Consider the following 13,339-nt stretch of genomic DNA (forward strand, 5'->3'; position numbering starts at 1 on the left):
CAGACATTTTAAAACGTAAGATTATGAAAAAGTTCTTTTTATCAGCCTTGACGGCTGCTTCCGTTTTGTTATTCCTGGCTTGTACCAATCAGTCGACCGAGATGAAAAAATTGCAACAGGAGAACGACTCGCTGATTCAGGTAAATGCCCAGACAAAAGCCGATTTTGAAAGTATGTTACAGGTTATGAATGAAGTAGAAGACGGTTTTAAACAAATTAAGGAAGCCGAAAACTACCTCAATGTTCAAAGCAATGCCACTGGTGAAGTGAGTAAGACTACCCGTGAACGACTTACTTCTGATATGCAACTTGTTGCCGAGACTCTAAAAAGTAATAAAGAGAAGCTGGCTCAGCTTCAGTCTCAGTTGAAGAATAGTAAATATCAATCTTCAGAATTGAAAAAAACAATCGATCGTTTAAATACCGAAATAGAGAATAAGACGGCTATGATCGTTACTTTGCAGGAAGAACTCGCTAAACGAGATATACGTATTCAGGAGCTCGATAATGCGGTGAATGATCTTTCTGGAAAGGTTAATACCTTGTCAGAAACTGCCGAGCAGCAGAAAAATACGATTTCTTCTCAGGAAAAAGCATTGAATACAGTATATTATGCTTTTGGAACAGATAAAGAACTTAAAGAACAGAAAATAATTTCTGGCGGTGGTCTTTTTAAAGCGAAAGATGTTTTAAAGGGCGATTTTAATAAGAACTACTTTACGGCGGAAGATATGCGTACATTAAAGACGATTCCTCTCGAAAGTAAAAAAGCTAAATTACTGACCAATCATCCTGCTGGTACTTATACTTTTGTAAAGAATGCCGAGGGAATGCTTACATTCGAGATTACCGATCCGTCTTCATTCTGGAGCCTTTCGAAATATCTTGTGATTAAAGTCGACTGATAAGAAAATATAAATACCGATCGTTAGAGGTGCGGAAATAACGGTAAAATGCTATTTTCGCATCTCTTTCTGTTTAAAAATTTATTTATGTCCGAATATAAAACCGTTTTTCTCGATCTTGACGATACTGTGTGGGATTTTACAACTAATTCGAAAATTGCGTTGGAAGAAATATACAGGTGTTATTCACTCGACCGTTTTTATCCTACTTTCGATTTGTATTATAAAACCTATTCCGAGAAAAATACCGAGCTTTGGAATCTTTATCATCATGGCCGCATGACGAAGGAGATATTGGTTACCGAGCGCTTCAGATATCCATTACAGCTGGTCGGAGTGGATGATACCGAATTGGCTAAGAGGCTCGATAAAGATTATCTTTCGGTATTATCCCGGTTACCCAATCTTGTTATGGGAGCCAGGGAGTTGCTCGATTATTTGGTATCGAAATATACATTAGGAATTATCAGTAATGGATTCAACGAAACACAATACCGTAAAATCGATGCTTCGGGTATAGGGCATTATTTTTCGGAAATCGTGTTATCGGATGAGATTGGCATAAATAAACCCCACCCTGATATTTTTAAAGAAGCTTTGCATAGGATGTCTATCGAAGCTGCAGATGCGATTATGATCGGTGATAATTATGATGCCGATATACGAGGAGCTATGCATTGCGGTATCGACCAGATTTATTTTAATCCTTTGTCGAAACCGATCGAAGAAGAAAAGCCGACCTATGAGGTAACGTCGCTTTTAGAGGTCATGAAAATTTTATAAATTACACCCTATAATTATGGTTACTTATATTATAATCGGTATTACTGTCGTTATTTCTTTTCTTTGTTTCAGTCGTCCGGTCTTGATGATGAAATTGTCGTTTATCCCTTATCGTGTGTTTAAGAATAGAGAGTGGTATCGTATAATTACACATGGGTTTGTACATGCCGATATGATGCACTTGTTGGTGAATATGTTCACATTTTGGTCGTTTGGTACTTATATAGAAAGAGGATTTATACAGATCGGTTTTGGTCAAACGGGTTTTATCGCTCTTTATTTTGGCGGTATGATTGCAGCATCGTTATATGATTTGGTAAAAAAACGCAACGAACCTGCTTATTCATCTATCGGGGCATCGGGTGCGGTATCGGCGGTATTATTCACATCTATCTTTTTCGATCCATGGGGTAAAATATTGTTGTTTGCCGTGTTGCCTGTTCCGGGTATACTTTTTGGTATTTTATATTTGGTATATTGCCAGTATATGGGCAAACAAAATAAAGATCATATCAATCATAACGCTCATTTCTACGGGGCGTTGTACGGTTTTATTTTTCCTATTTTGTTAGAGCCGTCGCTAATTCATGTTTTTCTGGCCCAGGTGAAAAATTTCTGAGCATGACGATTGTTAAAGTTATTATTGGCAAATACTGATCATTTCTCCATTTTTGTTGAAAAAATACCAGTCGTCGCTTTCCCAATAGTGATATTCGCCTCTTGATTCAGGAATTATTTTTTTCTTTCCGTTAAAAGTGACTTTAGTCCGGCCGTCTTTAAAGGGATAAGCAAATGCGTATTTAGGTTCGAGAATGACGTTCCCTAATGTGTCTGCAAAACCGATCATTCCCTTTTCATTAACGATACGGAATACCCCTTCTGCTGCGATATCGGGGCTGTTATCGAATGAGTAAATGGTAAATAGTTCATTGCCATTTTTATCAAAAGCGACAAATCCTTTTTCTTTAAAATAAATGACACTGAAATATGCGTTTCGATATTGGTATCGGGGTATGTTATTAGAGATAGGGATTTGCGTACTGATAGTATCGGAGTTTATTAGTTCGAGTGTTCGGTTCGATTCTGCATTTTCTTTTTTAAAGGCCTCGGTAAGTAGAATAAGTCTATTTTCGTTTTCTACCAGAAGATTGAATATTTTATGTTTATTACTGGCGATTAATTGCCAAACTGTCGCGTCGTTATTACCGGGGATGCCTCTTTGTGTATAACGTTTTCCTGAATAAGTAATAAAAGAACTGGTTTTCCTCTTTGTTTTGAAGTGAGCAATTTCGAGTGAAAAAAATCCGTCACCGCTGTATATTTTGTTATATATGGTAAGTGTATAGCGGGATTCAGCTTGTTTATTCGATGGTATGATACCTTCATAAGTTCGTAGTAGCATTTTGCATGGAGTTTTTTCTTCATGACCTATTGTAATGGAGGTACTGTCGTCGGCTTCTCCTATTATTTGTGTGTTTTTCTTAACATTGCATCCGGTAATGAGAAACAAGAATAGAGGTATTGATATAATGTAGTTCTGTATTTTCATTTTATATAAAAAGTGAAATAATGACGAAAGTATAAAATTTGGAATTCGAAACCAATAGTTATGTATTATTTGTTGACTTTTATATATTTGTTTTTTATAAGAATTTCAAAGTGTTGATAATCTTATAAAAGGGCACAACGAATAATGAATTTCGTTGCACCCTTCCGGTGTATTGTTGTTGAACAGTTTGATTTTTTCAGTTTTTCAAGTCGGGATTGGCTTCGATTGCACTTTGAGGTATTCTCAAAGTATAGCGTGTGTCATGATCTTGAAGAATATAGGTTTGTCCCTCGAGTTCTTTGGTAAGCTGTTCTTGTGTTGTACGTCTTAGATCGTACCAGCGGTGACCTTCCATTGCTAATTCACGTTGGCGTTCTTTTGCAATTTCTTTCAACATCTGATTTTTATCAGCGATGGCACTCAGTCTTGCCGCCTCCGATTCATAATAGGCCGGTTTGAGTCTGTTCTTGATCAGAGTTTTCAGATAATTAGCTGCAATATCAAGATGTCCTTCTGTTGCGGCGGCTTCGGCGGCAATGAGATAAACTTCGCTTCGACGGAATGTAACGCGTTCATCGATGGTAATACATTTATTTACGGTATATCCAGTCCAGTCGTCAAATTTATAGTAAAATGACAATCTCAGGTCATTTTCATTATACAAAGAAATAAGTGCGTTCGATACTGTGAAATCGTATCCGAAATCGCTATCGAGGATACGTTCCATCGACTGTATGGCTTCTTTCGATTTATAATTAACTGGGGTAAGAGCACCTTCTGTGTTCAGATCTTCGAGTTGACTATTGATTTCCAATGCTGCTTTAGCCTGAATTAGTGCATCTGATGCATTTCCTTTATATAAAGCGATGCGAGCTTTCATAACGAGAAGCGATTCGCGTGAAAAACGATAACGAATTTTTTCAGGTTGAGTTTCGGTTATCATATATTTATCGGCATTTTCAAGATCGCTTTCAATCTGATTATATACTTCTTGCATCGTCGATTTCGGGAAACGCTGTTCGATATCGATTTTTGTAGTCAGAGGAACTGTTTTCTGTGTCGCAGCCGTATTTTTGTCATAAACGGGAGCGTACATGTTCAGAAGTTCGAAATACATATAGGCTCGTAATGCATAAGCTTCTCCTAAAATTTGAGCTATCGGTTCGGAATTATCATCGGTCGCCTCAGGGCCGTTAGTTATTATTTCGTTGGTATAAAAAATGATTGTATAAAAATCTACCCATGGAAACTCATACGTTTTCGGATCGGGTGTCACATCATTCCAGATTGCGATATCTTTGTAACTTGAATAAGAAGTAAATCCGAATTCGTCGTAAATTGGCTGTAATTCGTCAGAACGTACTGTAAGAAAACGTTTGTGCGACGGTAATTTCGAATATGCCGAAGTAAGTAAAGCCCTGTATTCGGATGTTTTTTCGGGAATAACCTGTCCTACGGGTTCGATATCGAGGTAGTTGCAGGCGCTCATACCGAGTAAAAGACTGCCGATTATATATTTGTTTATATACTTAATTGTTTTCATTTTCTTTATTTCTTAACAGATTAAAAGGAAAGATTTACACCTACTGAAAATGTTCTGGCCAAAGGTTGTGCATAAAGACTTCCGTAGAGTTCGGGATCGAAATACCCTTTATAATTCGTACCGAATACAAAAGGATTACGAGCTTCTACATTCACTCTGGCAGAAGAAATAAATGTTTTCTTCAGAATCGATTGAGGAAGTGTGTATCCCAGTCTTATACTGCTCACACGGAGATAGCTGATGTCTTTTACCCAAAAATCGAGATACCGGAATGAATTGCCGGGATCCATTCCGTTGATCCAGTCGTAGGCATATTTGGCATTGCCAGTACTTCCGCTTCCCAATAATGCGGGATATTTTCCTCCGGGATTCTGTGGTGACCAGGCATTCAGGATTTCTTTTGTGTAATTCATACCCGGATCAACTTTAGTCGGGTCATAAAATGCATCAGCTCTTACGGTTTGTTTAATATTGAAACTACAAGAGATCGTAAGATCGAAATCCCGGTAATTGAATCTGTTGATAAATCCTCCGCTGAATTTCGGGTCGTTATCTCCGGCATAAGTGAAAAGTTTTCGGTATTCATCTGCCGAAAGCCCAGATTCTACCGTGCCCCACATTCCTTCTTTCAGATCGAAGAATTCGGTATAAGAAACTTTTTTTCCGTCTTTCCAGAACATGGGTAAACCTTGCTCGTCGAGGCCTGCTGTTTTCAGTGCGAATACAGCATTCACAGGGTATCCCTCTAATGAGGGAGTATAGGAATTTTCTTTGATGTTGATGCGTTCTACTTTGCTGATATTGCGGGAAATATTAAAGTCGGTGCTCCATCTGAAATGTCGGTTTTGTATATTTATCGTCGAAAGGGAAATTTCGAATCCTTTATTGGTTACCCGAGCCCAGTTCATATTGGTATAAATGAAGCCGTTTTCCTGAGGTAGCGTGCGTAAACCGATGAGGTCTCGGCTGTCTCGGTAATATCCTTCAGCTGTTATATTTATTCTTCCGTCTAATATACCGAAATCGAGACCTACGTTATAATTGGCTGTTTTTTCCCAGCGTAATTTCTGATTAGGAGGAGAAGTAACCGTAATGACTTGTTCGTTGTTATCCGGCAGAATCGTGGTATTATTCCATTCTCCCATAACGTAAGGGGATGTATTTTTGTCGATATTACCTTGCAGGCCATAGGAAGCCCGAAGCTTCAGATTCGAGAGCCAATTAACGTCTTGTAAAAATTCCTCTCTGTTGATATTCCAGGCTGCGGAAGCCGACCATAAAGGAAGGTATCGGTATTTGGGGTCTACACCAAACAAATTTGAACCGTCGAAGCGAACGCTTCCGAAAGCCGTATATCGGTTATCGTATGTATAGGAGAATGTTCCGTAATAAGACAAGAATCGGTTTTCGACAAAGCCTTTTTTGTATTGCTGATATAGGGCATTGTTTTTTTCGGTACTGGTTGCAGGAAATACAATCGGTTGGGTAGTCAGGGTTCTTTCGTCGAACCCGAAACCTTTGGTATGTATCTGCGTATTTTGATTTCCCCGCATTTCTATACCTATCATAACATCAAAATCATGTTTTTGTAGAAATGATTTCTGATACTGAGCTTGTGTACGCCAGTTATACTGGAAAAAATCGGTATTCCAGTTTTGAATGATTCCGCCCTCAGGTAAGAAATACTTGAGTGAATTATCTTCTTTATCGGTATAACGGGTTTTTTCACGGTATTTTCTTGTGAAATAGGTTTCTTTAGCTGCGAATTTTTCGGTACCGGTTTTATCGAGCTGTAATCCCAGTTGCGATTCTATCTTAAGTCCTCGTATAATTTTGTATTCGAGGTTGAAGACCGATTTAAACGAACTGTTTTTTAGTTCGTAATTCGTATTTTTCGATTCTTCAATGAAATTAAAAGGTACATACCGGTCGCTGTAACCATCTATATCAGGATCATAAACATATTGTCCCGATGCATCGTAAACCGTAAGGTATGGATTTACATTACGGGTGTAACGTGCCGGGTTGGTGAAAGCGTCGGTATCTGAAATATAAGATGAACGTTTGCTCTGGTTTCCGAATAAACCGATGCTGAACGTAAGGTCTTTGGTAATTTTGATGCCGGTATTCATACTTAGGTTGAAACGATCGAAGCCGGTGCCTTTTGTCGTTCCTTGTTCGTTATAGTATCCGGCTGAAAAATAGTAATTTATTCGGTCGGTACCTCCGGATATACTGAGACCGTATTGTTGGTTGATAGCGGTTCGGTACAGGAGGTCACCCCAGTTGTCACCGGAGAACCGTAATGCGTTTATTTCTTTTTGAGCATCTGCGGGTAGAGATGCAAAGTTTCCGTCGTAATTGCCGAGTACGCCGTATTTTTTCAGAATGCGTCCTATATCTCCTTTTTCTGTCCGGTATTGTAATTCGGGATTGGCTGCGAGAGCGAGTTCGAAGTTTACTTTTTCATTAGCATTCATCAGGTTCAAACGATCGAAATCGGGTTTGGTAGAAATGAACGTTGCGGCATTTACATTTACTTTCAAGCTACCTGCTTTTCCTTTTTTAGTGGTAATAACGATAACTCCGTTTGCGGCACGGGCTCCGTATATGGCTGTAGCTGCAGCGTCTTTAAGTATGGTAATATCTTGTATATCATCGGGGTTGAGACCGGCGATAGAAGAATTGGTCAGATTGTCTATATTATCTTTGTCGGAAAAGTTGCTGGGAATATCTTCCTGTTCGAGCGGCATCCCGTCTACGACCCATAATGGATCGACGGTTCCCGAAAGAGATGCGGTTCCGCGAATACGTATTCGATTGGCTCCACCGGGAGAACCGGAAAGGGGAGTAGAGACTAAACCTGCAATCTGTCCTTCGAGAAGTTGGTCGATTCCCGAAACGCCGATCTGTTGTATCTCGTCTGCATCGATTTTGGCAATCGAAGATGTTAATTTTCGGCGTTCGATACGTTGGTATCCGGTTACGACTACATCGTTAAGTTGATGGATGTCGGTACCGAGTTTTATCCGGAAATTATCTTTACCGGAAATGTTTACTTTTTCCGATTTATACCCTAAATAGCTTACAATGACGTGTTTTACTCCTGCCGGTAACTTAAACGAAAAATGTCCGTCGATGTCAGCGACAGCACCCTGTGGGGTATAATCTTTGTATTCTTTGGCTTCAGGGTCGATAAACACAGTTGCTCCTGTTAGCGGTTCGTTTGTTTGTGCGTCGGTAATCGTCCCGGTAATCGTGCGGGTATCGATTTGTGACCACGATAAAGCAGGAGTGAAAACAAAAAGCAAAAAAAGAAGATGTTTCATTGTTTTGTGGTTTAAGTCTTGTTATTATTTCCGGCTCCGGCATTTACACAATAAATGATCCCAATGCAGGCATTGTGTCTGTATTAGAATTTAGATTATATTGTATAAATCGGTTGGAAATGAACGGAAACTCAAATGATGCCGTTAATAATTTTGGTAATACTCTTGTTTGTAAATTGATAAAAATTGTCTTTTTTAGATTTTCATTATCTCGTATGCAATATATTTATCCGAAGGCAAAAATAGATAAAAAATAAATATGCAGGATGTCCTTTTGCCGTATTTTAGTGTTTTTTATTGGTTTTAGTAGTGTAAAAAAATAAAATCAACGACTTTAAGGTCGTATTTAATGATTTTTTAGTCCATAATGAAAGCTATCTGATTTTTTTTATATAAGTATTTTTATCTTGAAATTATCGGTATTTCAGTTGATTCTATAACTTTAGAGGCAGAGGCATGGAAAGAAATTTTCATTGTGGTATTAGGCGTCAGGGTGCCTCTTTTAAATGTTTTTGCCAAAATGAAGATCAGCGGTTTTCCGTTGAGTGAAGCGGTGAGTATGCTTTCTGTCGGGGTGCCCGGTTCTTAAGGGTGGGTGGCCATATACCGGCACGTCCATCTTGTAATAAAAAACGGATTTCCCGCTAAGAGCCTCGTCGGCGATACCGTTCCGCCAGACGATGTGGCTTTTGAGCTTGCCGTTGGGGTAATAGTAGATAAACGTTCCGTTTGGCTCTCCCGGTCGTTATACACCATTATGTCGTGGGGTGTTTCGTCGTTATAGTAAGACTCAATGATCCCCGGCTTGGGAATGCCTTTTTTGAAGCGCCATACCAGATAATGGTCCCCGAAGCAGACTTTGCGGTATCCCCGAACGGGGTTGCTCTTCGTCTGCATTTTTGTTATAATACCACCATGTTGTGCTTTTATCTGTGTCGATCGTTCGCGTGTAGACGTTGCAAACGGTTTTTTGAGCCGTGGCTCTAAAACAAGAATTCCCAATATGATCGAAATCAGTAGTTTTTTCATCTACTTCAAATAATTAAGTTATGGTCTAGAAATATTAAAGATACAAATTTTTCATTTATAGCAGACGGTTGTCTTGATATCCATATTCTTTCGAATCTGATTTTTCGAAATGTTCTTTTGGTTTTTAGTCCTTATAATGATAAATATAAATAAAATATAATAAAACTATACTATTATGGATTAAATAAAGAATAAATATAGGATTTTATGTATATTTTGTGAATTCCTAAAATGTTGAACCAGGCGGAAACCGCATCACTTTTCGAGGTACACGTGATAAGAAAGAATAAAGGATTTTGTAAAATAACAGAAAAATGAAAACAACCCATTGGCTTACGGCGATTATTTTGATCTCACTTTTAATGAGTATGGATTTCAGGATCACGACGGGCTTTACATTTTCAGCGACTATCATATTTTCACGCAGTACCGTCCCGATCTCGATCTGGTTTTCAAGGTGAAAGACCGAAAAGTACTCCTCGACTCCCTTGACATGGTTCCTAACTTTTACCACGCAAATCAGTATGTATTTTTCGGCAGTCCGGCCAGTTTTACTTGGCTCAAGCTCAACGATAAACCGTTTTTGTTCCAGTTGGTGCGAACATACGGATATGTCAAAGATAAGGAGCTGTTGAAGTGGGTGCTTGACAATACGGAACATAAGAAAGACTGGTTGAGGGAACGGGTAAATAATTTTCTGGCATTCAGTGGTATCCTGACCCATCGCGATTACGAGGGCCAACTGCATTTTAACAGCGAGGTACTGGAACTGTACGACGAATCGCCGGATGACTATTGGTTGGCTAACGTGTCCGAGTATCTGGACTATATAGCGTACGAGGGTTCGTACGAAGGTTGCATGATACCAGACGAGGGTTATGAGCAATTCTCGGAAAACCGGGCTTTGATTTTCTGGACTTTTGCCGAACAGGCGGAAGTCGTAGCCCGGTTGTTATATTGGACAGATCTTCACATGCAGGACCATGAGAAAACGAATATGGCGGCGTTCTACATGGTGGCCCGGAACCGCGATGAATACGACGCTGAGTTTAAACGCAAAAACTATTACGGAATCGAGGGATTCGAGGAGTTGTGGGAGCGGGCCAAGATCAGCGGGCAGGGAACTTCCGAATTAACCGTAGATTAAAAGTCTGTTTTTTTGCGGCCTGAAAGCGAAGCTTGCTTTATTTAGGGGTGATATTGTTTTCGTTAATAAGGAATGTAATTGAGTAAACCGTATGTATACGGTATAAATATAGTGCCTCGGAAGCGTTGTTATCGAAGCCTTCGTAGCGTCGATTTGCTCATAGTCTCATTTTTTATCCTTATCTTTGTACACACTTATTGAAATCATGAGGAGGGAAACATTATGCCATTAAACATTCCGGCAGAATTACCTGCAGTAGAGCTGCTGAAAACCGAGAATATATTTGTAATGGATGACCGGCAGGCGTCTGCTCAGGACATACGTCCTTTACGTATCGTTATTCTGAATTTGATGCCTTTGAAAATTACTACGGAAACCGATTTGATAAGGTTACTGTCGAATACCCCGTTACAGGTAGAAATCGATCTGCTTAAAGCATCGGAACACACTCCGAAAAATACGCCCATAGAGCATATGCTGGCGTTTTACAAAGATTTTGATGAAATAAGAGATGAGACTTATGATGGTATGATTATCACGGGAGCACCAGTTGAGCTGATTGCTTATGAAGAGGTAGATTACTGGAAAGAAATCGAGGTTATTTTCGATTGGGCCCGTTCTCATGTTACATCGACCTTGTATATTTGCTGGGCAGCACAGGCCGGTTTGTATCATTTTTATGGGGTTCCTAAATACTCTCTCCCTAAAAAAATGTTCGGAGTTTTCAGACATACGGTAAACGATTCGCAAAACCCGATTTTCAGGGGATTCGATGATGAATTTTATGTTCCCCACAGTCGTCATACCGAAATAAGAAAAGAAGATATATTGAAAGTAAAGGATCTTACACTATTGTCCGAATCAGAAGAGTCGGGGGTTTATATCGTAATGGCACGAGGTGGACGTGAGTTTTTTATTACTGGTCATTCCGAATATTCTCCATTAACACTCGATACGGAATATCGGCGTGATTTGGGGAAAGGATTGCCCATTGATCTTCCGCGTAATTATTATCTGGATGATGATCCTGGCAAAGGACCTATAGTCAAATGGAGGGGACATGCTAATCTGCTGTTTTCCAATTGGCTCAATTATTTTGTCTATCAGCAAACACCTTACGACATACGAGATATCAGATGATCGGACAACGATATATCGAATTACTTTCGCCCGCTAAAAATGCCGAGATAGGAATTGGGGCGATCAACCATGGGGCTGATGCAGTGTATATAGGTGCTCCACGTTTCGGTGCTCGTTCGGCAGCGGGTAACAGTATTGGTGATATCGAACGTTTATCTCGTTATGCTCATCTTTTCGGAGCAAAAGTTTATGTCGCGTTAAATACGATTTTGCGGGATGAGGAACTGGAGGAGGCTCGTCGCATTGTTTACGATTTGTATCATGCCGGAGCTGATGCCCTAATTGTTCAGGATATGGGACTATTGCAGCTCGATCTTCCTCCGATACCCCTTCATGCCAGTACACAAACCGATAATCGTACGCCTGAAAAAGTAAAATTTTTAGAGGCGGTCGGTTTTTCTCAGGTGGTTCTTGCCCGAGAGTTGTCGATTGACAAAATAAGAGAAATACATGATGTAACCGATGTTCCGTTGGAGTTCTTTATACATGGAGCTCTCTGTGTATCATATAGCGGACAATGTTATCTGAGCCATGCTTTAAGCGGGCGCAGTGCTAACCGGGGCGAATGCGCGCAGTATTGCCGGTTGCCTTATACATTGACTGATGCCTCGGGACGTGTTTGGGCAAAAGATAGGCATTTGCTTTCGTTGAAAGACCTTAATTTAAGCGATCGTTTAGAACAGTTACTTGATGCCGGAGTATCTTCGTTGAAGATTGAAGGGCGTTTGAAAGATATTTCTTATGTGAAAAATATAACGGCGTATTATCGACGTAAATTAGATGAAATTTTTAGTCGTAGATTCGAATACCAGCCTTCCTCTGTGGGCTGTGTCGCATTAAATTTCGACCCGAATCCGGCCAAGAGTTTTAATCGGGGTTTTACTCGTTATTATGTTGATGGTCGTACTCCCGATCCGGTATCTTTTCCCGATACTCCTAAATCGATAGGAGAGCCGGTAGGTATAGTAAAAAGTATTTTGGGTAATTCTATAGTCGTATCGGGGACAGCGTCTTTTTCCAATGGTGATGGCTTTTGTTTCCGTAACGATAAAGGTATTTTCGAGGGATTCAGAATAAACCGGGCGGAAGGGAATCGTATATTTCCTTCCGAAATGCCTTGTATTCACCCGAAGACTGTATTATATCGAAATTATGATCAGGCATTTGAAAAAATACTATCCCGCAAATCTGCAGAAAGAACGATACGAGTCGATATAAGGTTATATAGAATACCTTTTGGTCTTGCTCTCGAAATGACTGATGAAACGGGTCTGTCAGCCGTGGTAACTCGTAAGTGTGTCCTTGAGCCGGCCCGAACTCCGCAAGAAGAAAATCAACGTAAACAGTTATCAAAATTGGGCGATACAGTTTTTCGTGCAGAAAATATAGTGATTGAGACTGGTATCCCGATATTTATACCTTCATCCTTGTTGGCTGATATGCGACGAGATGTTGTTGAAAAACTGATTAGTGTGAGGTTATTATCGCATCGGAGTGAAAAGCGACGAGAAAGGAAAAAGGATCTTATTTTCTCCCATGAAAATCTTACTTATTTGGGAAATGTGGCAAATCGAGAGGCAGTATCTTTTTATAAACAGTATGGTGTAAAGAATGTTGAGCCGGCTTATGAAATAATGCCGGTAAAGGATGTTCCGCTAATGTTTACCCGATATTGTATAAAATATATGATGGGTTGGTGTCCCAAACAAGGGAAAAAAGGAGAATTGCCTGTTGAACCCTTGAGATTATCCTATAAGGAGATCGATTTACAGCTTGAATTCGATTGTAAAAGTTGCGGAATGCGTATATATAAAGCTTCTGATTTCTGAGTTTTATATAATTTTGATGAATAGAAAAGGTTTTACCGAGTTCCCAATTTGTTAATCTTTTAAAAAAGAGGAGTTCGGCTTATTT

10 protein-coding genes are annotated in these 13,339 nt (G+C 39.6%); 6 read left to right on the top strand and 4 right to left on the bottom strand.

Annotation, left to right across the window (positions count from 1 at the left end; genetic code table 11):
• Positions 1 to 23: 23 nt before the first annotated feature.
• The 3 genes from NMU02_RS03555 (at position 24) to NMU02_RS03565 (ending at position 2,307) form a co-directional block, all read left to right on the top strand.
• The gene (locus tag NMU02_RS03555) at positions 24 to 905 is read left to right on the top strand and encodes a Cbp1 family collagen-binding glycoprotein adhesin (protein ID WP_255025854.1); all 882 of its coding nucleotides are present in this window, start codon (positions 24 to 26) and stop codon (positions 903 to 905) included.
• Between the two features lie 87 nt (positions 906 to 992).
• Complete coding sequence (locus NMU02_RS03560; protein WP_255025855.1) at positions 993 to 1,688, top strand: YjjG family noncanonical pyrimidine nucleotidase; 696 nt, start codon at positions 993 to 995, stop codon at positions 1,686 to 1,688.
• A 16-nt stretch (positions 1,689 to 1,704) separates the two neighbouring features.
• Positions 1,705 to 2,307 (top strand): rhomboid family intramembrane serine protease, encoded by a 603-nt coding sequence (locus tag NMU02_RS03565; protein ID WP_255025856.1) that lies wholly within the window; start codon positions 1,705 to 1,707, stop codon positions 2,305 to 2,307.
• 21 nt (positions 2,308 to 2,328) lie between these two features.
• On the opposite strand, the gene NMU02_RS03570 is transcribed toward NMU02_RS03565, so the two are convergent.
• From NMU02_RS03570 to NMU02_RS03585, 4 genes are all read right to left on the bottom strand, one after another.
• Positions 2,329 to 3,237, bottom strand: coding sequence for a WG repeat-containing protein (locus NMU02_RS03570; protein ID WP_255025857.1), 909 nt, complete (start codon positions 3,235 to 3,237; stop codon positions 2,329 to 2,331).
• A 196-nt stretch (positions 3,238 to 3,433) separates the two neighbouring features.
• Positions 3,434 to 4,780, bottom strand: coding sequence for a RagB/SusD family nutrient uptake outer membrane protein (locus NMU02_RS03575; RefSeq protein WP_255025858.1), 1,347 nt, complete (start codon positions 4,778 to 4,780; stop codon positions 3,434 to 3,436).
• Between the two features lie 20 nt (positions 4,781 to 4,800).
• On the bottom strand, positions 4,801 to 8,109 hold the full coding sequence (locus NMU02_RS03580) for a SusC/RagA family TonB-linked outer membrane protein (RefSeq protein ID WP_255025860.1): 3,309 nt from the start codon (positions 8,107 to 8,109) through the stop codon (positions 4,801 to 4,803).
• 585 nt (positions 8,110 to 8,694) lie between these two features.
• A complete protein-coding gene (locus NMU02_RS03585) occupies positions 8,695 to 9,138 on the bottom strand; it encodes a hypothetical protein (RefSeq protein WP_255025866.1) in 444 nt (147 codons plus the stop codon).
• Between the two features lie 328 nt (positions 9,139 to 9,466).
• Between NMU02_RS03585 and NMU02_RS03590 the strand changes: the two genes are divergently transcribed.
• From NMU02_RS03590 to NMU02_RS03600, 3 genes are all read left to right on the top strand, one after another.
• On the top strand, positions 9,467 to 10,285 hold the full coding sequence (locus NMU02_RS03590; protein WP_255025867.1) for a hypothetical protein: 819 nt from the start codon (positions 9,467 to 9,469) through the stop codon (positions 10,283 to 10,285).
• A 222-nt stretch (positions 10,286 to 10,507) separates the two neighbouring features.
• On the top strand, positions 10,508 to 11,425 hold the full coding sequence (gene metA / locus NMU02_RS03595) for a homoserine O-acetyltransferase MetA (RefSeq protein ID WP_255025868.1): 918 nt from the start codon (positions 10,508 to 10,510) through the stop codon (positions 11,423 to 11,425).
• Complete coding sequence (locus NMU02_RS03600; protein WP_255025869.1) at positions 11,422 to 13,254, top strand: peptidase U32 family protein; 1,833 nt, start codon at positions 11,422 to 11,424, stop codon at positions 13,252 to 13,254. The genes metA and NMU02_RS03600 overlap by 4 nt, the downstream gene beginning before the upstream one ends.
• The last annotated feature ends 85 nt before the right edge of the window (positions 13,255 to 13,339 follow it).

Origin of the sequence: Coprobacter tertius (assembly GCF_024330105.1) — a bacterium.
Taxonomy (GTDB): Bacteria; Bacteroidota; Bacteroidia; order Bacteroidales; family Coprobacteraceae; genus Coprobacter; species Coprobacter tertius.

Excerpts from the sequence above, each read along its gene's own strand:
- NMU02_RS03585 (WP_255025866.1), bottom strand. The coding sequence starts at position 9,138 with ATGAAAAAACTACTGATTTCGATCATATTGGGAATTCTTGTTTTAGAG.
- NMU02_RS03570 (WP_255025857.1), bottom strand. The coding sequence starts at position 3,237 with ATGAAAATACAGAACTACATTATATCAATACCTCTATTCTTGTTTCTC.
- NMU02_RS03575 (WP_255025858.1), bottom strand. The coding sequence starts at position 4,780 with ATGAAAACAATTAAGTATATAAACAAATATATAATCGGCAGTCTTTTA.
- NMU02_RS03565 (WP_255025856.1), top strand. The coding sequence starts at position 1,705 with ATGGTTACTTATATTATAATCGGTATTACTGTCGTTATTTCTTTTCTT.
- NMU02_RS03560 (WP_255025855.1), top strand. The coding sequence starts at position 993 with ATGTCCGAATATAAAACCGTTTTTCTCGATCTTGACGATACTGTGTGG.
- metA (WP_255025868.1), top strand. The coding sequence starts at position 10,508 with ATGCCATTAAACATTCCGGCAGAATTACCTGCAGTAGAGCTGCTGAAA.
- NMU02_RS03600 (WP_255025869.1), top strand. The coding sequence starts at position 11,422 with ATGATCGGACAACGATATATCGAATTACTTTCGCCCGCTAAAAATGCC.
- NMU02_RS03555 (WP_255025854.1), top strand. The coding sequence starts at position 24 with ATGAAAAAGTTCTTTTTATCAGCCTTGACGGCTGCTTCCGTTTTGTTA.
- NMU02_RS03580 (WP_255025860.1), bottom strand. The coding sequence starts at position 8,109 with ATGAAACATCTTCTTTTTTTGCTTTTTGTTTTCACTCCTGCTTTATCG.